Source organism: Lentzea waywayandensis, assembly GCF_900115955.1.
In the GTDB taxonomy this organism is placed as follows: domain Bacteria; phylum Actinomycetota; class Actinomycetes; order Mycobacteriales; family Pseudonocardiaceae; genus Lentzea; species Lentzea waywayandensis.
The window spans coordinates 166,484-189,021 of the sequence record NZ_FOYL01000001.1; the positions used below are offsets into that span (position 1 = coordinate 166,484).

The following is a 22,538-nucleotide window of genomic DNA, read 5'->3' on the forward strand; positions in this document are numbered from 1 at the left end:
CACGTCGGGTCAGCGCTTGAGCTCGGCCCGCATGGTCCACTTCCCGGTCATCAGCGTGTTCTTCGACGTGAGCGTGATCGGGAACCCGTACTTGTGGACGAGGTCGGTGTCACGGCCCGAGACGAGGATCGAGTTCGCGGCCTGTTCCTTCGCGCGGAACTGCATGTCGTAGACGAACTGGATCTCGCCCTTCGTACCGGTGTAGTAGCCGACCGGCGTGTGGAAGTTCTGCACCGGCTCCGACGAGATGTCCTCGACGACGGCGACCCGCTCGTGGTCCACTCTGGACCCGGTGTACTTGTTGTGCACTAACAACATTCCGTTGGCCATGGGTGTGATGCTTCTGGTGGCCTGGACGTGCCGCGCGGGCGCGCCGAGCCGCTGGACGGCGTTCGTCAGCGCGGGCTGGTTGGTACCCCACCACAGCGGCTGCGTCGTGCCCCACGGCTGCTCGACGCCGTCGCGGTGGGAGATCTCCACGGTCGCCATGGTGATCATGGTCGGCTTCGCGCGGCCGCCGTTGACCGAGATGCCGGCGCACGAGTAGTCGCCCATGTAGACGTTCACCTTGCCCGGTGTGCCCTCGGCTTCGCGGACCTTGTACCGCGATGGCACGAGCTCACGGGCCTGGTCCACGGTGATCTGGGCGATCTCGCCGAACTCCAGGCAGTCGCCCTCGGAGGTCACGACGACCGACGGGTTGCCGGCGTGCGCGGACGCCGGCACCAGCGTCGCCGCCAGAGCCAGCAGGACGGACGAGACGGCGAGCGATGACTTCTTCATGGCTTTCTCCTTGTCGGGGAGGAAAAGAACGCGTGCGTCATCGACGCGCGACCGGACGGGCGCGCGGAAGTGGTTGCCGTGCTGCGGGGTCAGCTGTCGGCGGAACGCCTGGCGACGAAGAGCATGTAGCGGGGAACGAGCGACTCGGCGCAGCCCTTGAACGCCTTCACGAACCCGTCGAAGACGGCGTCGCCGTGGTCGGCGCGCAGCTCTTTCTCGGTGTCGTAAAGGGATTGCAGCAACAACGCGTACGTGCGGTGCGTGTTCTCGGTGATGTCGAGGAACTCGACCAGCTCGAACCCGGTCGACCGCAGCAGCGCGGGGTAGTCGTCGAGGCGCGGGATCGGCCCGAGGCTGGCGACGCCCAGGAACGCGTCCACGGCCTCCTTGCGAGCACCGCCCAAGGGCACGTTCTCGAAGAAGTCGGTGGCCACGAGCGTGGCGCCGGGCTTCAGGACCGCGGCGACGTTGCGGAACGCCTTCTCCCGGTCCGGCATGTGCACGAGCGACTCGATCGCCCAGGCGGCGTCGAACTCCGCGGCGCCGAACGGCAGGGGGTCCATCGCGTCCGCGTGCAGGAACTTCACCTGCTCGGCCGCACCGGCCCCTTCCGCCGCCTCGTTGGCGCGCTTGACCTGTGAGGGGTCGTCGGAGATGCCGACGACCCCGCAGCCGATCCGCTCGGCCACACGCCGCGCCGGCTTGCCGAGCCCGCACCCCACGTCGAGCAGCCGCTGTCCCGCCGCGATCCGCGTGCGTTCGATCACGAAGTCGGTGAGCTGGTCCGTCGCCACCTCGACCGCGTTGGTGTCCTCCGGCCCCGACCAGTACCCGACGTGGAGGTTCTCGTCCCACACGTCCGTGCGCATGTCCTCGTCGGCCTTGTAGTCGTACTTCGCCTCGGCGGCCTGGTCGTCGGTAGTCGACATCGGCGCTGCTCGCTTTCCTCGTGAGGTCCGTCAGCGGTGGAAGGTGACCGGAAGGCTCCGCAGGCAGAAGATTCCGGGAGCGTCGTAGAACTTCAGCTCGTCGAGCACCGGGGTGATCTCCGCGGTGCGCCGGGAGAGCACTCGCAGCGCGGCGGTCGTCTCCACCCGAGCGAGCCCTGCGCCGAGGCAGTAGTGGATCCCCATGCCGAAACCGAGGTGCCTGCCGGTCGTGCGGCCGAGCCGGAACTCGTCGGGGTCGGCGAACTGGCGTTCGTCGCGGTTGCCGGAAACGAGCCACACCCGCACCAACTGGTCGGCGGGGATGACCGCGTCGCCGATCTCCACGTCCGTCGTCGTGAAGCGGTAGACCTCGGTGAACGGGCTGCGGTGGCGCAGCACCTCCTCCATCACCGGCGCGGGGTCCACGGTGCCCGCCCGCCAGGCCGCCATCACGTCGGGGTTCTCCCCCAGTGACAGCACGGTGTTGCCCAGCAACGCGGTCGTCGTGATGTGCCCCGCCGTCAGCAGCAGCACGGCGAAGTTGCGGATCTCCCTGTCGCTCAGGCGTTCGCCCTCGATCTCGGCCAGTGCGAGCGCCGTCATCAGGTCGTCGGCGGGCTCGCGCCTGCGCAGGCGGGCGTGGTCGAGCATGTAGGCGTTCAGCTCGTCCAAAGTGGACTGCATGGACTCCATGTACTCGCCGTTGAACGGGTCGTCGTGCTCGACCGCGTAGAACTCGTCCGCGCACCGCACGAGGAAGTCCCGATCGGACGCGGGCAGTCCCAGCAACTCGCCGATGACGATCACCGGTAGCTCGTAGGCGAGGTCGCCCACGAGGTCGAACCGTCCGCTCCGGTCGGCCAGCACCCGGTCGAGCAGGTCGTCGACGATCCCCTCGATCCGCGGGCCCAGCTGTTCCACCAGCCGCGGCGTGAACGCGTGCGACACGAGCCCGCGCAACCTGCCGTGCCGCGGCGGGTCGATCGAGACCATGCTCCCCTCGGCGTTCTCCGACAGCTCCGGCGGCAACGAGCGGGACGGGTCGGAACAGAACGTGTCCGTGTCCCGCAGCGCCCGGACGATGTCGTTGTAGCGGAACAGACTCCACGTGCCGTTCGACTCGTCGAACCAGGCCGGCTGGTCGTCGCGCATCCCTCTGAGCCAGGCGAGAACCGCGGTCCCGCCGTCGGCAAAGGTCAGCCGCGGGGTGCCGCTGTCCCGTGGTGTCCGCTGCGCCGAAACGTCCGACAACTCCGTCATGCTCGCCCCTCACCTCGAGCAGCACACCCGAAGGTGTATGACTAATCGTCATACTAAGCACGCGGGTCAAAGCAAGGCAAGGAAGCCGAAGCGACGATCGGTACCCGAACCAGGCAGACGTGCCGGCGCCGGTGATCGCGGAGAGCTCAGCGCCGGCGATGCGGTGGCCATCGGCCTGGAGGAAGACCTGTCCGGCCGGAGCGGTTTCGACGAGCACCAACTTCAGGACGTCCGTCTACGCGCTGCCGACATCCCGCACGAGCTCGCCGCGGCCTGGGCGATGAGCGTGCCGACCGTCCTGCTTCACCACGTCGGTGAGTGGCTGAAGGGCAGAAAGAAAAGACCGCCGACCGGCAGCCTCCAGGGTGCGATCGTCCGCCACGAGCAGAGCCGAACGGACGATCTCCACCCCCACATGGAATTCCACGCAACAGCGTAAAACTCCTTCACACCGATCGGCGGTCTTCGCAGATGCGCAAGGCGTGGTAATACTCCGTACCCGCGTGGCGACATAGGGGGTTGGAACGAGAGGCGGTGAGCGCCAGGCGATGCGGCGAGACAGCGGGCAGCCACCGGCGATCAACCCGTTCCTCGTGCCGGGCTGGGAGGAGGCGCCGCTGCGTCCGCTCTGCCCGTGGCGGTACGAGGCGCATGACGAGCTGTACGTCGACGTCAACCACACGCTCGCGGCGTTCCAGGAGTACACGCGCCGGATGGCCGCGGCGGAGAACCTCCGCGACGACGGCAGGCTCGTGCTCGTCACCGGTGAGTCCGGGTGCGGGAAGACCGCGTTGATCAACCGGTGCGCGCGGTGGACGCGGGACCGGCTCACCGAACGCGGTCTGCGCGGCGTCGTCGTCGATCTCACGAGGGACGGGTCGCGGCAGTCGGTCGAGGAGCGGATGAGTCTCGTCGCCGCACGGCTGCTGGACGAGCTGGCGCACAGCGCGCTGCTCGCCCCGGAGGCTCTCGCGAGCCTGGACTCGGTGCGCCCCAGCCGGTTGTACGCGGGCCTCGGCAACGCGCTGCCCGACGACGTGGTGCTGGTCGTGTTGCTGCCGCCGGCGGACGACGTCGTCCAGGAGGTCGTGGCGTACGCCGGGCTGGCGCGGCGCAGGCTGCTGTTCTTCGCGGAGTCCTCCTACCTCGGGCACGCGCAGGTGCTGAAGGTGCGGGGCTCCTCGCCGGTGCCACCGATCACGCTGGCCGTGGGGCCGCTCAACCAGGGTGACGTGCGCCGGTTCATCGAGGACCGGCTGACCAGGCACCACGAACGGGGGCACTACCCGCGCATCAGCACCGAGACGATGGACAAGGCCGCCGGGCCGCTGCGGTCGATCGCGATGCTGCAGCGGATTCTCTCGGAGGTGTACGAAGAACGCGGCAAGCAGGACAGCGGTTACACCGATGACGACTGGGTCACCTACGAGGACATCACCCGGCTGTTCTACGAGAAGTTCTTCGACGACCTCAGGATCCGCCGATGACCGTGAACCCGTTCAGCTCCATGGCGGTCACCCACGTGCCCGAGGTCGAGGGGCCGAGCGTCGACACCGACCCGATCCGCGTGGCGAAGGCGCATCTGGACGACTATCTCACCACTCCCCACACCGGCAACGTGATCGTGGTCGTCGGCGACTACGGCACCGGCAAGTCCCGCCTCGCCGCCGAACTGCTCCTGCACGTGAACGCGCGTTGCCGGCGCATCTACCTCGAGGCGACGCCGAACGGGCTCGTCGGGCTGTACCGCACGTTCACCGACGCGCTGCGGCAGGAGGACGTGCTCGAACCGGTCAACGAGGTGTACGCGGAGATCATCGCCGACGAGCTGCACACCACCGGGATCCTGTCGCCGCAACAGGTCCAGCTCCTTCGTGAAGGCGCACTCGACCCGCAGTACGCGGTCCGGAACGTGTCACTGCCGCTGTCCAGCCTGCAGGGGCGGACGGAAACGCGACTGGCCGACATCACGCGGCATCCCATGCTCAGCAAGGCAATGGCGTTGTTGCTGCGGGAGGACGACGGCGAGAACCGGCTCAAGAACGCGGTGTGGAGCTGGCTGCGCGGCGGGCCGCCGGACCAGATGCTGGTGGAACGCACCATCGACCAGCGGCTCGACACCGACGGTGCCGCGCTGGCGGTGATGAGCGCTTTCGTCCGGCTTTACGCGCGTGGTGACCGCCAGTTCCTGATGGTGATCGACGAGCTGCACAAGGTCGTGACCGCGGGTCCGGACGACGCGGGTATGACGGCCTTCAAGTCGTTGCTGCAGCAGTTCGACGCCGCCGGCGCGTTCCTCGTGCTGGCCGGGCTGCCGGAGCTCGAGACCGAGCTGCGGCCGGACGTGCGGCAACGGATCACGCACCGGATCAGGATGTCCGGCTTCGGCACGGATCAGGTGTGCGAGTACATCGAGCAGACGCTCGGCGACTCGCGGGACAACCCGTTCTCGCGGGAGGTCGTCAGCTACCTCGTCGGGCTGGCGGACGGCGTGCCCCGCAAGGTGATCCAGCTGTGCAGCGAGCTGTACCGCAGGTGGTCCACCGAGGGCACGCAGATCACCGACGAGCTGGTCAGAGAGGCCGCCAGGAGCGTCGGGCTGTCCAGCGTGAACGATGTGGAGGCGGCAACGGCCCGGGTGCTCGACGCCGAAGGTCTCACCTACCTGCAACGCCAGTTCGTCGGGCAGTCCGTGGACACACGTGTCGACTTCTGGGTGACGTTCCCGACCGGCACGGCGAGGTGCGCGATCGTGCTGACGGACTCGGTGCTCAACTCCCGCGACGCCGAGCGGCTGACCTCGAAGGTGCTGGCGCTGCGCAAGATCGAGCTCGACTGCCGGGTCCTGCTCGTGGTGAACGGCGCGCTGACACCGGAGCCGGGCGACCGGCTCGCCGGCGTGCTGAGCCGCCCTCCCCTGGTCTACCAGCGGCTGGCGTACGGCGACCACCTGACCGCGTTGCTGCGCGCCATCCGCGACGAGGTCCGCACGGAGGCCAGGTACGAGCCGATCGAGAAGATCCATCAGGCGCTGGAGCAGATCACCCGGCAGCAGGCCAGCATCCACGGTTTCGTCGAACGGCTCGCGGAGCGGCTGGACCAGGTCCGGTCCACCTCGGACGACCGCATGGAGACGATCGCGGCCAGGTTGGAGGAGATCGCCGGCGAACTGCGGCTGGTGCGCGACGGCGGGCAGGCCGCGGGTGAGCTGCCCGTCCGCTTGCCCCCGCGCGTCGACCAGGAGTTCACCAGGGCGATCGACCGGCTGACCGAGGTGTTGGACATCAGCGCCGTCCTGGCCGAGGAGTTCGCCGGTGGCCGGCCGGCCACCCTGCTGCTGTACCTGCGAAAGGGACTCGAACCAGTCGCCGTCGCGATCCTGCTGCACGAGATCGTGGTGCGGTTCCGCGCCGAAGTCGGTGCCTGGTACCAGGAAGCCTCGGCGATCTCCCCGATTCCCGCAGGCGCCTACGACCGGCTGAACGAGATCTGCCACGCGTTCGACCGGGTCACCGAGCAGGTGCCGATCGCCAAGCTGGAGGAGCTGGCCGACGGCAGCAAGCCGGATCTGGTGCGGACCTTCTACAACCTCCCCCTCAACGTCCGCCACGCGTTTCGCTGATCACTCGCGCCCATTCGCCCTCCCGGTCCGGTGGCGCCGGACAGGCTCCGCCGAGTGCGAATCCCGGTGGCCACGCCCGCGTCACGTCGCCCGGCAGATCGGCCCGCGCGGTGATCTCGTCGAACCGCAGATCGGTGCACCGGACGCCGTCGAACGTCACCTCGCCCGCGAAGCACGCGGCGGTGAACCGCACCTGCTGAGCGAAGCCCGCACCGTCGAACGAGGCCATCCGCAGGAAGACCGCGCGCTGGAAGCGGGTGCCGCCGCGGAACACCGCGCCGTCGAAGGAAACGTCACCACCGAACTCCGCGCCGGCGAACACGGCCTGGCCGGTCACCACGGCCCGGTCGAACCTGGTGCGGCCACGCAGCCGTGCCCCGTCGAACCGGGCGGAGCGCCGGAACTCCACCTGCTGCCAAGAGGATTCCCCGGTCACGGTGAGCTCGTCGCACAACGCCTCGCCCTCGATCACCGCGCCGTCGCACGACAGCCGCGCGAACTCCGCGTGCCGCAACGACATCGTGCCGCTCAGCCGACACCCTCCGAAACTGCCGCGCCGGACCTTGCAGCCACTCAGGTCCAGTTCGGACAGCTGGGCGCCGCTCAGGTCGAGATCCGTGTTCTCCCAGAAGGAATCCCCGGCGTCCGGCCGCAGGTGTGCGACGAGGATCGTCTGCGCTCGCGTCCGCACCTGCGCTTCCTGCTGGTCGTCGTCCCCCGGCAACCGCATCTGCAGGTAGGCGCACAGGACGTTCACGATCGTCTGCCGTTGACCGGGAACGTTCTGCGCGAGCCGTTCCAGCGCGAACATGCCGCCCATCCGGACCGGGGCCTTCTCCGAACCCAGCTGTTCCACGGCCTTGCCGTACAGCTCGGTCACGAGCCGTTCCACCGCGTCGGCGCGCGTGTTCGCCGCGGTCTGCTCGTTCAGCGAGTGCGCCTTCTCCGCCTGGACCTGGTCGTGCGCCTTCTGCTGCACCGAGATCTCGGCCGAGCGCTGCCGGCGGGCGGCCAGCCACAGCGCACCGGCTCCCCCTGCGCCAACGACGATCGTGCCCGCCGTCCTGATCGCGTCGAGCTTGTTGCGCTCTGCGTCGGAACCACCGCCGTACGCCCAGATCAGCAGCATGGCGAGGCCGACGCCGAGCACCACCAGGGCGAGGCCCGCCAGCGTGATGGCGCGGTGGGACAGCGCCTGGTGCTGCGGCCGCTCAGCCATAGCGCAGGACCTGGGTCGCGAGGTCTGCCGTGCCCTCGTCTCCGTGGATCACACTGCTTTGGTCCAACGTGATGCTGACGAGATAACGCCCGGCGCCCAGGCGGTAGTAGTAGATGGCACCCTGCTCGACGTCGAGGACGAGCCGGAGCAGCCGGCCGCCCGGAATCGGGGAGAGCAGGCGGTTCAACCTGGTCACCGATTCGGGCAGCTGACGAGCCAGCGCGACGTAGAACCGGCGCCGCAGGTCGACGTGGATCTGGGTGAAGAACGAGCTCAGCTCCGGCTCGCCGAGCGAGTCCGCCGTCACCGCCACCTCACCGTCCACGAAGTAGGTCACGAAGTGGAGGTACTTGTGCCGCAAGGCCTCCGCAGCCAGCTCGGCCACCCGGTCCGCTCCGGGAGCACCCGGCCTGCGCACGGTCACCTTCGGGTCGGTCACCTCGCCGATGATCGGCACGAAGTCCTGGAGCGTCTCGAACCCTCCTGGGTTCTGCGAGCTCAACCGAGTCTGGGCCCGGAGCTCGACCGCCAGCATCGACAGGAGCGCGTCCGCCTGCCGCACCCGCGGTGTCCTCGGCAGGACTTCGGCGTCCATCGGTGCGCGGACGATCCCGACGAGCTGGTCACCTGGCTGCGCGGTCACACAGATCACGGCGCCCTCGGCCGTCTGGGCGACCAGCCGGATCAACGAACCGGTGCGCGCCTCGTGCACCGTGCGATCGAGGACGGTGAACTGGAACGACAACCGGCGACCGAGTGTGACCAGGTCGTCGTGCCGCCACTGGTGTGCCGCATCCGGCCGGTCGACCGAGAAGTTGTGCATCCCCAGGCTGTAGTGCGTCAGGTGCCCGATCGCGTCGTCGCGGGCGATGGCGTCCCGGCACAGCTCGATCGTGTCAGCGAAGGCGTCGCCGACGTGGCCCGCCGTGCTGACGACGACCGGATCCTCGCTGTCCACGCGGCACCGTCCTCAGGTCTGCGGTACGTCTACGTCGATAGGCGCCCAGTCGCCGTTCCGCAGGTTCGCTCCTGTGACGAGCGTGTACGGATGCTCCTTGCCGAGGTAGTCGTCGCACGCCTCATGAACTTCGGCCACGAGCGTTCTGGCGTGGTCGTGTTCACCTCTGGCGTACAGGATCGCGGCATGGTTGTACTTGGCGGCCTGCGTCCACGGGTGCATCTCGGTGAGGTGAGCGGTGAACTCGTTGCGGGCCAGCTGGATCAGCTCGCCGGCGGCGTCGAGGTCGCCCATGTCCAGCAGGGTGCGGGCGAGGGCCATCCGGCACATCGCTACGAACGGGTGGTGTTCGTCGAGTCCGACGTCCTGGGTGAAGCCGGTCAGGCAGGCGGTGGTGTGCGCGGCGGCGGCCTCGAGGTCGCCGAGCCTGCGCAGGTCGTGGCCGAGGCTCAGCCGGCACCCCAGCGTCCACGGGTGTTTCGCACCGAACTGGTCGACGTAGTCGCGCAGGGTCCTCTGGTTGCGGTCGGCCGCGGCGGGCGCCCGCTCGCTGTGGCGTTCGGTGATCGCCTGGTTCCACCGGATCCGCAGCCCCAGCGGGTTCGTCTCCGGCCGGAGCGCCTGCACGTGCTCGCGCGCGGTGCGCAGGGCCTCGAGCGACTCCGTGAAGCGGCCGAGCTCGCGCAGATAGGTGCCGATGCTGCACATGGACCACCAGGTCTGCATGTCGTTCTGCCCGAACAGCCTGGTCCGGCGCTGGTAGTTGTCGCGCTCCACGGCGAGCGCGGCCGCCGCGTCACCGGACAGGTAGTGGGAGAGCGCGAGGTTGTTCGCGGCGATGCGGGTGTGCGGGTGATCGTCGCCGAGTGACTGCCGGAACCCCTCCCAGGTCACCTGGTCCTCGATCAGCGCGTCCGCGAAGCTGCCGAGGCCGCGCAGGTCGGCGGCGAGGCCGCGAGCGGTGATCAGCGTCTGGGGGTGGTTGCGCGGCAGCAACCTGCGCTGGTGACCGAGAACAGCGGTGTCGAGCTCCTTCGCGGAGTGGTTGTCGCCGAGCATCCGGTGCAGGTTCGCCGCCTGTCCGCGCAACCTCAGCAGCAGCCCGTCGTCGTCACCGAACTCGGCCGACCAGCGCTCGATGAGCCGCTCGGACAACGCGAGCGCCACCCGCCACCGGCCGGAACCTCCGTCGAGGTACGCGTGCCGCACCTGGCTGACCAGCCAGCGGCGCACCGGTTCCGCGCTCGACTCCAGCGCACCGGAGAAGCTGACGTGCTTCTGCAGTTCCGCGTAGCGCCGCACCCCTGAGGTGTAGTCGTTGTCCACATCGGACGGTGCGTACGCGGCGAGTGCGGCGAGCAGTTGTTCGCGCCGCACGGAACGGACTTGCGGTGGCATGAGCTCACGCACCACCGACTGCACCACGCGATGCATGCGCACCAACGGGCGGCGGCCCCAGTCCACCTCGAGCAGCCCGGACCGCGCACCCGCCCACAGCAGCAGGTCCAGCTCGTCGGCACCGCCCTGCAGCAGTGCGGCGTCCTCACCGGAAGCCGCCACCAGCGCGTGCCAGACCGCGCTGGCTCGCAACATCCTGATGTCCGCACCCTCCGGCGACAGGAACGCGCACATCTCGGCCAGGAGCACGGTCACCCTGCCGAGCGGCGTGGTCCGCGCGGTCTCCGTCAGCAGGTCGACGACCTGCGCGTCGACCACCGCGTCATCCTGTCCGGTCAGCCTGCCGAGCAGCTCGGCCACGACCATCGACAGCTCCGCCGAGGTGCCGGCGGCCTGCGTCATCTGGCTGAGCCACGCCGCGACCAGCTCGACGGCGAGCGGCTGGTGGCGCACCGCGTCGGCGACCGCCTGGGCGTCCACACCGGACAGTCCGGGGGCGTGTCTGGCCAGCAGCAGCGTGCTTTCCGCCGTCGAGAGCTCGGTGAGCGGCAGCTCCTCACCGGTCAGCGGGTGTGGGCGCGTGGTGGTGACGAGGACGTGCCCCGCGCCGACCGCGGGCGCCAGGTCGTCGACGATCTCGGGATCGTCGGCGTTGTCGTAGACGATCAGCCACCGGTTGGCCGGGTCGGTTGCGAGAGCGCTCAGGACGTCGCCGCCGCGCACGCCGACGACCTCGCGCACGCGTGCGCTCAGCTCGCCCATGGCGTCCGACAGGGCCTGCCGGTCGTGTGCGGCCACCCAGTGGACGAGGTCGTAGTCGTGTGCGAACCGGTGCGCGTACTCGCAGGCGAACTCGCTCTTGCCGATGCCGGGTGGCCCCGTCACCTGCACCTGGGCGCTGCGGCCCGGTGCCAGCCGGTCGCGGAGGCGCTCCAGTTCGCGCTCACGTCCGACGAAGTCCTGGTTGCGAGGTGGCAGCACGCGCACGCGCGGGTTGCTGCCGGGAAAACGACTGCCTTCCGCACCAGCCGGATCGATCGACTCGACGAGACCGAAGTGCGCGAAGAGGCGCTGTCTCGCACGCTCCTTCGTCGTGTCCGCCAGCGACACGGTGGTGGCGACCACCTCCGTGTCGTCCTGGGCACTCGCCACGAGCAGCCTGATGACCTCGACCTCGGCGCCGCGCTCGGTGACGTGCCCGACGAGCCGGTCCAGTACCGAACGCAGGTCCTGTCCCAGGCCGTCTTCCGTTTCCACGAACGCGATCTGCACGGTGCCGGCACCGAGGTCAACGTCCGATGCCTCCCCCAGCACGGGCATGCCGGCGGCCGTGACCTGGTCGCGGATCCAATCAGCCCAGGGGCGGCCCCTCGTGTCGTGCAAGAGCAACAGAGGCGGTAGGTCGGTACCTGCTTCCAGGCCGTACAGGCGGCGATAGCGGGAGATGATGAGTTGTGACAACGCAGGAGTGACCTCGACCGCGCCGTCCGTCACCGCCGCCGCGAGTTGGCCGTAAGCAGTCAGCAGTCGCGACCCAGGATCCGGTTGTTCCACGAGCACAGCGAGCAACGGGTCGAACGCGTCGTACGGCCGGTACGGGATCTCGACCGCGCCGCGTGCCACCAGCCTGCTCCGCTGGTTCTCCAGCAGCGACGCGAACGCCGCGCGGATCGCGCCCAGTGCCCGTTCCGCCCTGGACAGGTACTGCTCGTCGAACATCGTGGCCACGGGGATGAAGTCGATCTGTCTGCGCGCCCGCCGGCTCACCGCGGCGCCCAGTTCGGCCGCCTTGCGGATCGCTCCCTCCCGCGGGGTGAAGCACAACGCCACGGCGTCGCACAACTCCGCCACCACCTCGGGCACCACCGCACGGCGCACGGAGGTCGAGGCGTCCACAAAGATCTCGTCGTAGTCGGTGCCCAGCAACAGGTCCCGAAGCTCAGCCGGGGAGCTGCCATCCGGCGGGGACGTCGTCGTACCGACCGTCAGCACGTCGATGACACCGGTGGAGTCAGGCAGCGCGAACCGTGCGACGTCCGGATCCGGTGCCTGGCCGAGGTTCGCCGCCACTGCGGCCGCGAGACCCGCGCCGAGCACGTCGTCCAGCGCCAGGTGGTCCACCAGGAAGGGAGCGAGGTACTCGGACGTGCGCGGAGGTTCCGTCAGCCAGTCCACGACCAGCACCCGCCTGCCGGAACCGGCGAGCACGACAGCGAGGTTCGCGAGCGTGCTCGTCTGCCCGGCACCGGCGCCAGGAGAGAGAAAGGCGACGACAGAGCGCATCACGTCTCCCCCGCGAGTGCCTGTGGTGGCAGGAAGGGGTGCTCACGCTACTTGGTGATCCAGCGGGGTGGATCTGCTGAACAGGTGAAAGCAACGGCTACAAACGGTTCTGGAACGACGCGTACTGCCCCGGCGTCGACGGGTCCTCGGCGAGCGCGCGCCGCAGCGAGTTCCTGAGCACCGACTCCGGCAGCGCGTCGACCTGCTCCGGGGTGAGCCCCGAGACGTCGATGAGCTCGGACGTGAGTTCAGGATCATCAGCCACGTCGTGCTCCTCGCCCGGCCGGTCGGTTCAGCGGTGCCGCGCAATCATAGTCAGGGCATGCAGGCGGATGACTCCGAATCCCTCTACCGGTGGACATACCGTGCGCGGCGAACGTGTCACCATCCCCGGAGCCGACCGGACTGGAGTACTGATGGAACAACCGCTGCGCCAGTTCGTGGTGAAGATCCACAGCCGGTGCAACCTCGCCTGCGACTACTGCTACGTCTACGAGATGGCCGACCAGCGGTGGCGCTCCAGGCCGATCCGGATGTCCGCCGAGGTATTCGAGCGGACCGCGTTCCGCATCGGGGAACACGTTCGCACGCACGCACTGCCGAGCGTGGACGTCGTGCTGCACGGCGGTGAGCCGCTCCTCGCCGGCATCTCGGCGGTCCGCGACTTCGTGACGTCCGTCCGCGTCGCGACCGGCGGTGTCGCCCAGTTCTCCCTGCAGACCAACGGCCTGCTGTTGTCGACCGGGGTGCTGGAGGTGCTGGCGGAACTGGGAGTACGGGTGGGCGTCAGCATCGACGGCACGGCGGCTGATCACGACCGGCACCGCGTGCACCGGTCCGGTGCCGGCAGTCATGCGGCGGTGGCCCGCGCGCTGGAAACCTTGGCGCAGAGCCGGTTCCGGCCGATCTACGGCGGGCTCTTGTGCACGATCGACCTCGCCAGTGATCCGGTCGCGACCTACGAGGCGCTGATCGCCTTCGCCCCGCCGGTCATCGACTTCCTTCTGCCGCACGGGAACTGGACCTCGCCTCCGCCGGGTGTCGGTTCCTATGCCGACTGGTTGATCGCGGTGTTCGACCGCTGGTACCGCGCGCCCGCGCCGGAGACGTCGGTGCGGATGTTCAGCGAGATCGTGAACGTGCTGCTGGGCGGCAGGTCCGCAGTGGAGGGCATCGGTTCGAGTCCGACGTTGATGGTGGTCGTGGAGACGGACGGCGCCATCGAAGGCCCTGACCAGCTCGCGTCCACGTTCCACGGCGCGGCCGTGACGGGCCTGCACGTGTCGCACGCGTCGTTCGACGAGGCGGCGAAGCTGCTCGTCCCGGACGTGCTCCCGTTGCCCTGCCACGACTGCGAGGTGCGCGCCGTGTGCGGTGGTGGGCTGCCGGCGCACCGCTACCGCGCCGACGCCGGGTTCGGGCACCGCACCGTCTACTGCGCCGACATGTTCCGGCTGATCCAGCACGTCCGGCAGCGCCTGCACGCCGACATCGCCGCCGTCACCAGGAAGCCCTGATGACACATCGCATCTCCAGGTCGCTCTTCCTCGAACTGGCGAGAGGAGGAGGCGGCCCCGAGGCGATCAGGCTGCTGTCGTCGGCCCGCCGCAGCCGAACGCTGATGATGATCTCGCTGATCGCCCGGCACGCGGCGCCGGACGTCCGCGCGGCGTACGAGGCCTGGAAAGCCGTGTCCGCGACCGACGCGGCGGACCTCGTCCTGAGACACCCGATGACGGGAGCAGCCATCAGCGGGGCGAGTCGGGCACCGGAAACCGCGTCACCTTCGCTGTTCGCCGGAATGGCCGTGGCGACAGCCATGCGAGCAGGTGCCGACGTGCAGGTCGACGCACCGTGCACCGAACTGTTCCTCCCCACCGTGGGACGTGCCCGCGGCGGTACGACCTATTCCGTCTCAGGAGGACTGTTGCAGGTGGACGGTCGTCCGCACGTGCCGTCCCCGCCGATCCGGTTGGCCATGGGACAGCTGGAGGTCGAGCTGGACTCCGGCGTGGACGTGCCGCGCTGGCAGGAGGTGCTGGCTGCGGGCTGGGACGAGCTGAGCCACCACCACCCCCAGGTCGCACGGGAGTGCGCGGCCGCCATCACCATGCTGTCGGCCATTCCTTCGCCCGTCCACGACATGGCCAGCGCAACCGCCGCAGACGCCTTCGGCTGCATTTACCTCTCGTTGCCACCAGATCCGCGAACGGCGGCATTGGCGCTGACCCACGAACTACAGCACGGCAAGCTCTCGGTGCTGATCGATCTGTTCCCGCTCACGGCCGCGGACTCGGGCGAGCTGTACTACGCCCCCTGGCGGCCCGACCCCCGCCCGCTGGCCGGTCTGCTCCACGGCATCTACGCCCACATGGGAGTGGCGGCCTTCTGGCGCCGGTACCGCGACGACCAGGCCGAGCAGGAACACGCCCGCTGGCGCACCGCCACCCGTCAGGCCGCAGCCACCGCTCTGGCCTCCGGCAAACTCACCGAACTCGGCACCACCTTCGTCAACGAGATCGTCGAGGTCCTGGACAGCTGGACCGAAACCGTGTCGCCTGCGGCTCAGGCGGTTGCCGAGGCCGCACTGACCCACCACCGAACCCAATGGGAAATCACGAACTCCCGGTAACTGGTCTCAAGGTTCACCCAGGGCGCACATCGGCGAACCCGGAAGGCCACTGGCAGAGGGCGACGAAGAGCGAGAAACCCATTTCCCACTGGCCGGTCGCTACAACGAGGACGCGCCGCACTCCAGTCCGTCCGGGGCGACAGTGGACCAGGGGCCTGACCGGAGCCGCAGTTCCCGAACGTCACGCGCCTCAGGCATAGTGATCGAACTCGCTTTCCAGCACGCCTTCCCCACGGGTCAACGAGGGCAGTCGTCGTTGCAGCTCATGCACTCGCGCCGCCGGAACGTGTCCTTCCAGGACAGTCGCGGTCGTCGTCAGCGGAACGCCGCCGGCCTTGCCCAGCGCGGCGAGCACCGCGGTGAGCACGTCCGCCGGAATCTCCAGACGGAAGCGGTGCATCGGTTCGCACGTCACAGTTCCCGCTCCGCGCAACGCTTCCCGAAGCACGATCGGTGCGAGGCCGCGGAAGTCGCCCGCCACGCTCACCGGTGAGCAGTAACCGGAGTGCGTCATCGTGACCGTGCAGTCGTGAATCCGGTCAGCGCGCAACGTTTCACGCACGGCGTCCTCGGTGGCCCTGAAGAACGCGAGCGGCAACGAGCCCAGCTCCACCTCCAGCCGGAACTCCTCCGGCCCAGGTTCCACCCGGAACCCGATGCCGGCCGCGTACGGGCTCTCACCGAGGAACCGCACCGCCTCGCCCACGCCTCGGAGACGTTCCACGCGCACTGTTCGCGTTTCGCGGAACGTGACGGCGACGCCGTACTCCAGGGCGAGCGTCGCCTCGAGGACCTCCTTCTGCACTTCGCCGTACAACGAGACCACGATGTCGTCGCCGTCGAGCCGCAGGTCGATCAACGGATCCTGCTCGGCGAGTTGCTTCAGCGCGGCGTGCAGAGTCACACGATCGTGCGATTCCACCACGGTTTCCAGCGTCGGTGGCGCGAAGTGGCGGACGCGGTCGTGACGAGCGACGCCGATCGTGTCGCCGATGCGGACGTCGAGGCCCCAGAGCTTCGCGATCTGCCCTGCCCTGGCGGTGGCGCGACGCGGCGCCGAGCCGCCCTCGAACACCGCGATCGCGGTGACCTTTCCTTCGCAGTCACCGATTTTCACCCGCTCACGCACGCGCACAGTCCCCGAGAACAGCCGCACCAACGCGACCTTCTCCCCCGCCCTGCCACGTTCGACCTTGAACACCGTGCCGGACAGCGGACCGTCGACCACGTCGGTCACCGGCAACAACGACGTGACGCCGGCGAGCAGCTCGCGCACCCCGTCCCCGGTGATCGCAGACCCGAAGTAGATCGGCGCCCCGGTCGCCAGCTTCTCGACCACGTCGCGCGCCACTCGCGGCCCGTCGGCGCCACGACGGTCCATCTTGTTCACGAACACGACAGTCGGGATCTCCAGGCGCCGCAACGTGCGCATGAGCACGCGGGTCTGCGCCTGCACGCCCTCCACCGCGGACACCACCAGAACGGCGCCGTCGAGCACGCCGAGCACCCGCTCCACCTCGGCGATGAAGTCCGGGTGGCCCGGTGTGTCGATCAGGTTGACCACGACGTCACCGACGACGAACGACGCGACGGCGGACTTGATCGTGATGCCGCGCTGCCGTTCGAGCGCGAGCGAGTCGGTCTGCGTGTTCCCCGCGTCCACGCTACCGAGTGCGTCGATGACACCGGCGGTGTGCAGCAACCGCTCGGTGAGGCTGGTCTTACCAGCGTCGACGTGAGCCAGAATCCCCAAGTTCAAGGTGCGCGACAAGCGTCATGTCCTCTAGATAGGCAACGAATACCTTCTGGGTGAACACGAACGCCACGCGCATGTGCCTCTCCTTGTCCGGATGACTGGTCACGCGCAGTCGATCAGGCGGCTGCCCTCAGCGCAACCGAGATTGTCATTTGAGGGGGATGCGCACCCGCACGGCGTGAAGGCCGGCGAGAGGCCAGGCCACGATCAGGTCGAGCAGGTCGTCGTGCGGGCGGTTCAGCGTGAACTCCCCGAGGCAGGAGAAGGACTGGTCGCCTCCGGAAGCGGAGCCGTCACTCGACCGGATCCAGAACGCCTCGTGCCCTTGGACGACTGCCACGGAGGCGCCAGGGCCTCGTGCCCGGATCTGGGCCGGGTCGTCCAGCGCGCCTGGGATCGGTCGCGGAGAGTGGAACACCTGGGCGTTGATCGCGTCCGCGGAATCGCCCTTGGCAATGCTGAGCAGTTCCATGGACAGCACCGAGTTCGTGGCGGTCAGTCGAGTGAGCACGACGGCCGCGCTGTGATCGCGGCGGTGCAGTACTCGGGGTGCCGCGACGTTCACGCCTGTTTCGATGGCTGGTGAGTCGTGGCCGCCGTCGGCATGATGGGTCAATCCGTCCGGCACGGCATGAACGGCTAGTGGTGCCTGCCAAATCGACGCTGTGACTCGCTCGACGGTGGCCCGGTCAGGTAGCGGCATGGTGATGACTGTTTCCGGGAAGCCGATCTCCGGCCATGCGAGCACGAGCGACATCTGGTCGAAGGTCGGTGGAAACCGGAACACGGCACGACAGGTGGGGCCGGACGTGCCGAGGAAGTGGTCACCGCTGCTCCCCGAGTAGGACCTGGCGAACTCCCAGTGCGCGTGGCCGGCGTGATCGAGCCAGCCGACGCGCAGGTCGATGCCCTCGTCGTGAGCCGGCAGCAACCGGCGGGACGCGACCGCGGGCTTGCCCGGGAACCCGTCGCGGATGTCCCGCTGCCGTTCGGTCGCACTACGACGATCCAGTGGACGACGTGTCAGCAGTTCGATCTCCAGAGCCGCGAGCCCGGACATCGCACGCACGACCCCCACAGTGAGTTCCGGTCGAGACACCAGCAAGCCGCCCGAATGTGCCACAGCCCCAAGGGTTTCAGTCGTGTCCACCGCTTCACCATCCCACGCCGGCCACACGTGCTGCCGGTCAGTCGCCAGATCGGCCGACGCCGGACCAGGCCGTGATGTCGGACGGCCGGACAAGTGCGCGAACTGTGATGAGCAGCCCGGTCGGTGGTCTGCGACTACATCCACCTTCCGCGCACGTTCTGGAGGTAGCAGTGAAGCTCTAGCTCACGTCAGGCGGCGTCACGAACCCGAGCATCCACTCGGCGTTCGTGCAGCTTCTCGGCAAGCCGATCTCCGAGTGCCACGCCCTCTGCGTCCAGACAGCCCAGTGGGGGAACCCGATGAGCGGTCCGGCCGTCGCCGTGCTGACCGGCCTGGCGTTCCTCGGACCTTTCTTCGGCTGGCCCCTGGGCCTGCCTCCCGAACGCGGGACCGCCGTCCAACTCGGTCTGGTCCTCGCAGCGGGATGCCTGGTCCTCACCAAGCTGAACACCGCGCGGCGGGACGTGCGGGCCGCTCTGCCGGACGTCAGCCGACCCACCTGACGCCGCGCCCGCAGTCCCCACAGCGTTCGACTCGATTCGACAGGCCAGCTTGACCCTCGACAACCCGGACAGCAGTCTGGGAGCGCTCCCAGAATCGTCGACGAGGACGTGATGCGCATGGCAACGCGCCGGCTTCTCCTGGTGGCCGCGCTCGTCGCGGCCGGACTACCGGCCGCGGCGACCACGGCGTCCGGTGCGCCCGACGCCACCGTCGTGGTCAACGCGAGAGCGGGGCTGGCCACCGTGCCGGACACCGCACTCGGCGTGAACCACGCGATCTGGGACAGCCAGCTCGGGACGAACGCGGTGGCCGACCTGCTCGGTGACGCGGGCGTGCGGATGATGCGCTACCCCGGCGGTTCGTACGGCGACATCTACCACTGGAAGGACCACACGGCCCCCGGCGGATACGTGGCACCGAACACCGGCTTCGACACGTTCATGGCCGGTGTGCGCCGGGCACAGGCGCAGCCGATCATCATCGCCAACTACGGGACCGGCACGCCGCAAGAGGCTGCCGACTGGGTGCGCTACGCCAACGTCACCAAGGGGTACGGCGCCAAGTACTGGGAGATCGGCAACGAGCTCTACGGCAACGGCCACTACGGCTCCGCGTGGGAGGCGGACGACCACCCCGACAAGAGTCCCGCCGGATACGCCAGGGAAACCGTGGCCTACGCACAGGCGATGAAGGCGGTCGACCCGACCATCAAGATCGGCGCCGTGCTCACCACGCCGGCGAACTGGCCGGACGCGATCGTCGCCGCCGGGGACGCCGCGAGCTGGAACCAGACGGTGCTCTCGATCGCGGGCCCGTACGTGGACTTCGTCGTCGTGCACTGGTATCCCAGCGGATCCACGGCGGCGGAGACCATGGCGAGCGCGGACCAGGTCGCCGACATGACGTACCTGCTGCGCCGGCAGATCGCTCGCCACGCCGGACCGGACGCGGACCGCATCGGGATCGCCATGACCGAGCTGAACACCACGTACGGCCGCAACACCCAGCCGGGCGCGCTGTTCGCGGCCGAGGCCTACACCTCGTTGCTGGAGAACGGCGTGTTCACCGTCGACTGGTGGAACACCCACAACGGACCCGGCAAAGCGTCCACTGTGGCCGGTCAGCCGGACTACGACGACTTCGGTCTGCTCTCCAGCGGAACCTGCCTGGAGGACGGCGCGTGCGAGCCGCCGTTGAACACTCCGTTCGCGCCGTACCACGCGCTGAAGATGCTCAGTCTCTTCGCCCGCCCCGGTGATCAGCTCGTCCGCGCGGGTTCCGGCGACCCGTCGGTCCGAGCGCACGCGGCACGCCGGCCGAACGGTGATCTCGCGGTGTTGTTGCTCAACTCCGACCCGGACAACGCTCGCACGGTCGCCATCGACTACGCCGGCTACCCGCCTTCCGCTGCCGCGCCGACGGTCCACACGTTCACCAACGGTGCGACCGAGATCTCGACCTCGGCCGACGGCAACGCGTTCAGCCGGACGCTGCCGCCGTTCTCGCTCACGACGCTCGTGCTGCACCCGTCCGCCCCGGCCCAGCTTCCCTCCGCGCCAGGACAGCCGGCCTCGGTCCAGGTCACCGACCGGACCGCGACGATCACCTGGCCGCCGGTTCCCGGCGTCGTGAAGTACGAGGTCCACCGTCAGCTCGGCACGACCGGTGAGCAGTGGGGCGAGACGTCCGGTACCTCGTTCACCGCCGACAACCTCAACCCCGGCAACAGGTACACGGTCAACGTGCTGGCGCGCACCGCCGCGGGTGCCGTGTCCTGGGCCTCTCCCCCGCTCACCATCACCACCGGCAGTCCCGCGCAGAGCACCTGCACGGTGCGACTGTCCACAGTGACCGACTGGAGCAGCGGGTACGTCGGCGGCATCGACATCACCAACACCGGCACCCACCCGCTTTCCGACTGGACGCTGACGTTCGACTGGCCCACGGGGCGCCAGCAGGTGGGTTCGGGCTGGAACGCGACGTGGACCCAGATCGGGAACTCGGTCGCCGTCACGGGATCCACCCGCATCGAACCGAACGCGACCGTCGGTGTCGGGTACGTCGGCAACTACACCGGGCCGAACATCCCGCCGGCGGCGTTCAGGCTGAACGGAACGCTCTGCCGCACGGCGGCATGAACCTCTTGCTCGAAGGAGAGCGGATGAAGCGGCGGAACAAGGTTCTGGGCGCGCTGCTCGCGGCTGTGACGGCCGCGAGCGCGATGGTCGCCATCGGCACGACCGGCCAGGTCACGGCAGTGGCGGCGGGCGGCACGGGCACCGGGTACCTGCACACCAGCGGGAGCAGGATCCTGGACAGCACCGGTGCGACGGTCCGGCTGACCGGCATCAACTGGTTCGGGATGGAGACCGACAACAAGACCTTCCACGGCCTGTGGGCCGGCGTGACGTGGCGCCGGCAGCTCGACCACATGGCGCAGCTGGGCTACAACACCCTGCGCGTCCCGTTCTCCAACGACTCGCTGAAACCCGACGCCAGGGCCACCGGCATCAACGACTACACCAATCCCGACCTGGTGGGGCTGTCACCGTTGCAGATCCTCGACAAGGTGATCGACCACGTGGGCCAGAAGGGGATGCGCGTCATCCTCGACCGGCACCGGCCGACCAGCGCCGGCCAGAGCGCCCTCTGGTACACGGCGGGCGTCCCCGAGAGCACCTGGATCAACGACTGGAAGATGCTCGCCCAGCGCTACGCGGGCAACACCACGGTCATCGGCGCCGACCTGCACAACGAGCCCCACGCCGAGGGCACCAACCCGGCCGCGACCGGTTCGTGCTGGGGCTGCGGCGACACCGCGCGCGACTGGCGGCTGGCCGCCGAACGCGCGGGCAACGCGATCCTGGGCGTGCAGCCGAACTGGCTGATCTTCGTCGAGGGCGTGAGCTGCCCGAGCGGCGGGCTGTCGAACGTGTGGGACGGCGACCCGACCAACGACGAGGACTGCGGCTGGTGGGGCGGCAACCTGTCGAAGGCGGGCCAGTTCCCGGTGCGCCTGTCCGTGCCCGGCCGGTTGGTGTACTCCCCGCACGAGTACGCCACGTCGGTCTACAACCAGCCGTGGTTCAGCGCTCCGGACTACCCGCGGAACATGCCCGCGATCTGGGACAGGTACTGGGGCTACCTGTACAAGCAGAACATCGCGCCGCTGATGATGGGCGAGTTCGGCACCACGCTGGCCAACCCGGTCGACAAGGTGTGGCTGGAGAACCTGATGGCCTACACCGGGACCGGCGTCAACGGCATCTCGTTCACCTACTGGTCGTGGAACCCCAACTCCGGTGACACCGGCGGCATCGTCGGCGACGACTGGACCACGGTGAACCAGGCGAAGCAGAGCATCCTCCAGCCCTACCTCATCCCGCCAGCGGGCGGAGGCCCCGGCCCGACGACGACCACCACTGGTGGCGGAGGCACGGGCGCGTGCAGGTCGGCTTGGAAGCTGGACAGCTCCTGGCAGGGCGGCTTCCAGGGCGCGCTGACCGTCACCAACACGGGGACGAGCGCCGCCAATCCGTGGACCGTCGCCTTCACGCTGCCCAGTGGCGTCAGCATCTCCAACGGCTGGAACGGCACCTTCAGCCAGACCGGTGCCACGGTCACCGTGACCGCGCCGTCGCACAGCCCGTCTCTGGGTGCGGGAGCGATGGTGTCGCTCGGTTTCACCGCCAACGGCACGGCAAGCGCTCCCTCGGCCGTCACGCTCAACCAGGCGGCCTGCACCACCTGACAGCCTCGGCCGCGGTGCTGTGCGGGCACCGCGGCCGAGGTGTTCCACTTTGCTCGTTGAGCACGACCAGGCCGGAATCCGCGCTGTCTCCCGACTCGCTGACCGCGGAACGCTCCGCGCGCACGTCTCCGGCACCTTCCCCCTCGCCGAAGGTGCCCAGGCTCACGCCCTGGGAGACCGGCCACACCACAGGCAAACTGGTCATCATCGTGGGCTGACCCTGTCCCTGCGCTGGTGATCTCCGACAGGCTCGCCGTCTCCTGCGCGGTGGTCAGCGCGGGGAACTCGGCTGC

At 69.0% G+C, this 22,538-nt stretch carries 18 protein-coding genes; 9 read left to right on the forward strand and 9 right to left on the reverse strand.

Going from position 1 to position 22,538, the window contains the following annotated elements:
* Positions 1-9: 9 nt before the first annotated feature.
* The 3 genes from BM417_RS00805 to BM417_RS00815 form a co-directional block, all read right to left on the reverse strand.
* On the reverse strand, positions 10-783 hold the full coding sequence (locus BM417_RS00805) for a hypothetical protein (protein WP_093587792.1): 774 nt from the start codon (positions 781-783) through the stop codon (positions 10-12).
* Positions 784-872: 89 nt separating this feature from the next.
* Positions 873-1,712 carry a methyltransferase domain-containing protein gene (locus tag BM417_RS00810; protein WP_093587793.1) on the reverse strand — a complete coding sequence of 280 codons (840 nt, stop codon included), beginning with the start codon at positions 1,710-1,712 and terminating at the stop codon, positions 873-875.
* A gap of 30 nt (positions 1,713-1,742) precedes the next feature.
* Positions 1,743-2,972 carry a cytochrome P450 gene (locus BM417_RS00815; RefSeq protein WP_093587794.1) on the reverse strand — a complete coding sequence of 410 codons (1,230 nt, stop codon included), beginning with the start codon at positions 2,970-2,972 and terminating at the stop codon, positions 1,743-1,745.
* Between the two features lie 163 nt (positions 2,973-3,135).
* Between BM417_RS00815 and BM417_RS00820 the strand changes: the two genes are divergently transcribed.
* The 3 genes from BM417_RS00820 to BM417_RS00830 all read left to right on the forward strand — a co-directional run bounded on the left by BM417_RS00820 (position 3,136) and on the right by BM417_RS00830 (position 6,594).
* On the forward strand, positions 3,136-3,411 hold the full coding sequence (locus BM417_RS00820) for a hypothetical protein (protein WP_093587795.1): 276 nt from the start codon (positions 3,136-3,138) through the stop codon (positions 3,409-3,411).
* Positions 3,412-3,520: 109 nt separating this feature from the next.
* A complete protein-coding gene (locus BM417_RS00825; RefSeq protein ID WP_093587796.1) occupies positions 3,521-4,459 on the forward strand; it encodes a P-loop NTPase family protein in 939 nt (312 codons plus the stop codon).
* Complete coding sequence (locus BM417_RS00830) at positions 4,456-6,594, forward strand: AAA family ATPase (RefSeq protein ID WP_093587797.1); 2,139 nt, start codon at positions 4,456-4,458, stop codon at positions 6,592-6,594. Before BM417_RS00825 ends, BM417_RS00830 begins: the two co-directional genes overlap by 4 nt.
* On the opposite strand, the gene BM417_RS00835 is transcribed toward BM417_RS00830, so the two are convergent.
* The 4 genes from BM417_RS00835 to fxsA form a co-directional block, all read right to left on the reverse strand.
* Positions 6,569-7,813: a pentapeptide repeat-containing protein gene (locus BM417_RS00835; RefSeq protein WP_093587798.1), complete on the reverse strand. Its 1,245-nt coding sequence runs from the start codon at positions 7,811-7,813 to the stop codon at positions 6,569-6,571. The genes BM417_RS00830 and BM417_RS00835 overlap by 26 nt on opposite strands.
* Entirely contained in the window at positions 7,806-8,771 is a 966-nt protein-coding gene (locus BM417_RS00840; protein WP_093587799.1) for a hypothetical protein, read from the reverse strand. The genes BM417_RS00835 and BM417_RS00840 overlap by 8 nt, the downstream gene beginning before the upstream one ends.
* Positions 8,772-8,783: 12 nt before the next feature.
* Complete coding sequence (fxsT, locus tag BM417_RS00845) at positions 8,784-12,452, reverse strand: FxSxx-COOH system tetratricopeptide repeat protein (RefSeq protein WP_093587800.1); 3,669 nt, start codon at positions 12,450-12,452, stop codon at positions 8,784-8,786.
* A 97-nt stretch (positions 12,453-12,549) separates the two neighbouring features.
* Positions 12,550-12,717, reverse strand: coding sequence for an FxSxx-COOH cyclophane-containing RiPP peptide (fxsA, locus tag BM417_RS00850; RefSeq protein WP_093587801.1), 168 nt, complete (start codon positions 12,715-12,717; stop codon positions 12,550-12,552).
* Positions 12,718-12,868: 151 nt separating this feature from the next.
* Here fxsA and BM417_RS00855 point away from each other — a divergent pair, with 151 nt between their 5' ends.
* Positions 12,869-13,969: an FxsB family cyclophane-forming radical SAM/SPASM peptide maturase gene (locus BM417_RS00855; RefSeq protein WP_093587802.1), complete on the forward strand. Its 1,101-nt coding sequence runs from the start codon at positions 12,869-12,871 to the stop codon at positions 13,967-13,969.
* Positions 13,969-15,084: an aKG-HExxH-type peptide beta-hydroxylase gene (locus BM417_RS00860; RefSeq protein ID WP_093587803.1), complete on the forward strand. Its 1,116-nt coding sequence runs from the start codon at positions 13,969-13,971 to the stop codon at positions 15,082-15,084. The genes BM417_RS00855 and BM417_RS00860 overlap by 1 nt, the downstream gene beginning before the upstream one ends.
* A gap of 190 nt (positions 15,085-15,274) precedes the next feature.
* Here BM417_RS00860 and BM417_RS00865 read toward each other — a convergent pair whose 3' ends face one another.
* Entirely contained in the window at positions 15,275-16,855 is a 1,581-nt protein-coding gene (locus BM417_RS00865; RefSeq protein WP_093587804.1) for an elongation factor G, read from the reverse strand.
* 133 nt (positions 16,856-16,988) lie between these two features.
* The gene (locus BM417_RS00870) at positions 16,989-17,909 is read right to left on the reverse strand and encodes a hypothetical protein (RefSeq protein ID WP_143138451.1); all 921 of its coding nucleotides are present in this window, start codon (positions 17,907-17,909) and stop codon (positions 16,989-16,991) included.
* A 308-nt stretch (positions 17,910-18,217) separates the two neighbouring features.
* Here BM417_RS00870 and BM417_RS00875 point away from each other — a divergent pair, with 308 nt between their 5' ends.
* The 4 genes from BM417_RS00875 (at position 18,218) to BM417_RS00890 (ending at position 22,483) form a co-directional block, all read left to right on the forward strand.
* The gene (locus tag BM417_RS00875; protein WP_093587806.1) at positions 18,218-18,493 is read left to right on the forward strand and encodes a hypothetical protein; all 276 of its coding nucleotides are present in this window, start codon (positions 18,218-18,220) and stop codon (positions 18,491-18,493) included.
* 117 nt (positions 18,494-18,610) lie between these two features.
* Complete coding sequence (locus tag BM417_RS00880; RefSeq protein ID WP_245821590.1) at positions 18,611-20,632, forward strand: cellulose binding domain-containing protein; 2,022 nt, start codon at positions 18,611-18,613, stop codon at positions 20,630-20,632.
* Positions 20,633-20,655: 23 nt separating this feature from the next.
* Positions 20,656-22,245, forward strand: a complete 1,590-nt coding sequence (locus tag BM417_RS00885) for a cellulase family glycosylhydrolase (protein ID WP_093588508.1) — start codon at positions 20,656-20,658, stop codon at positions 22,243-22,245.
* A gap of 19 nt (positions 22,246-22,264) precedes the next feature.
* Entirely contained in the window at positions 22,265-22,483 is a 219-nt protein-coding gene (locus BM417_RS00890) for a zinc-binding dehydrogenase (protein WP_407656067.1), read from the forward strand.
* Positions 22,484-22,538 lie beyond the last annotated feature (55 nt).

Bases quoted from the DNA above. Each gene is read 5' to 3' on its own strand.
- BM417_RS00885 (WP_093588508.1), top strand. From the start codon at position 20,656: ATGAAGCGGCGGAACAAGGTTCTGGGCGCGCTGCTCGCGGCTGTGACG.
- BM417_RS00855 (WP_093587802.1), top strand. From the start codon at position 12,869: ATGGAACAACCGCTGCGCCAGTTCGTGGTGAAGATCCACAGCCGGTGC.
- fxsT (WP_093587800.1), bottom strand. From the start codon at position 12,452: ATGCGCTCTGTCGTCGCCTTTCTCTCTCCTGGCGCCGGTGCCGGGCAG.
- BM417_RS00810 (WP_093587793.1), bottom strand. From the start codon at position 1,712: ATGTCGACTACCGACGACCAGGCCGCCGAGGCGAAGTACGACTACAAG.
- BM417_RS00860 (WP_093587803.1), top strand. From the start codon at position 13,969: ATGACACATCGCATCTCCAGGTCGCTCTTCCTCGAACTGGCGAGAGGA.
- BM417_RS00805 (WP_093587792.1), bottom strand. From the start codon at position 783: ATGAAGAAGTCATCGCTCGCCGTCTCGTCCGTCCTGCTGGCTCTGGCG.
- BM417_RS00835 (WP_093587798.1), bottom strand. From the start codon at position 7,813: ATGGCTGAGCGGCCGCAGCACCAGGCGCTGTCCCACCGCGCCATCACG.
- BM417_RS00880 (WP_245821590.1), top strand. From the start codon at position 18,611: ATGGCAACGCGCCGGCTTCTCCTGGTGGCCGCGCTCGTCGCGGCCGGA.
- BM417_RS00830 (WP_093587797.1), top strand. From the start codon at position 4,456: ATGACCGTGAACCCGTTCAGCTCCATGGCGGTCACCCACGTGCCCGAG.
- BM417_RS00815 (WP_093587794.1), bottom strand. From the start codon at position 2,972: ATGACGGAGTTGTCGGACGTTTCGGCGCAGCGGACACCACGGGACAGC.
- BM417_RS00825 (WP_093587796.1), top strand. From the start codon at position 3,521: ATGCGGCGAGACAGCGGGCAGCCACCGGCGATCAACCCGTTCCTCGTG.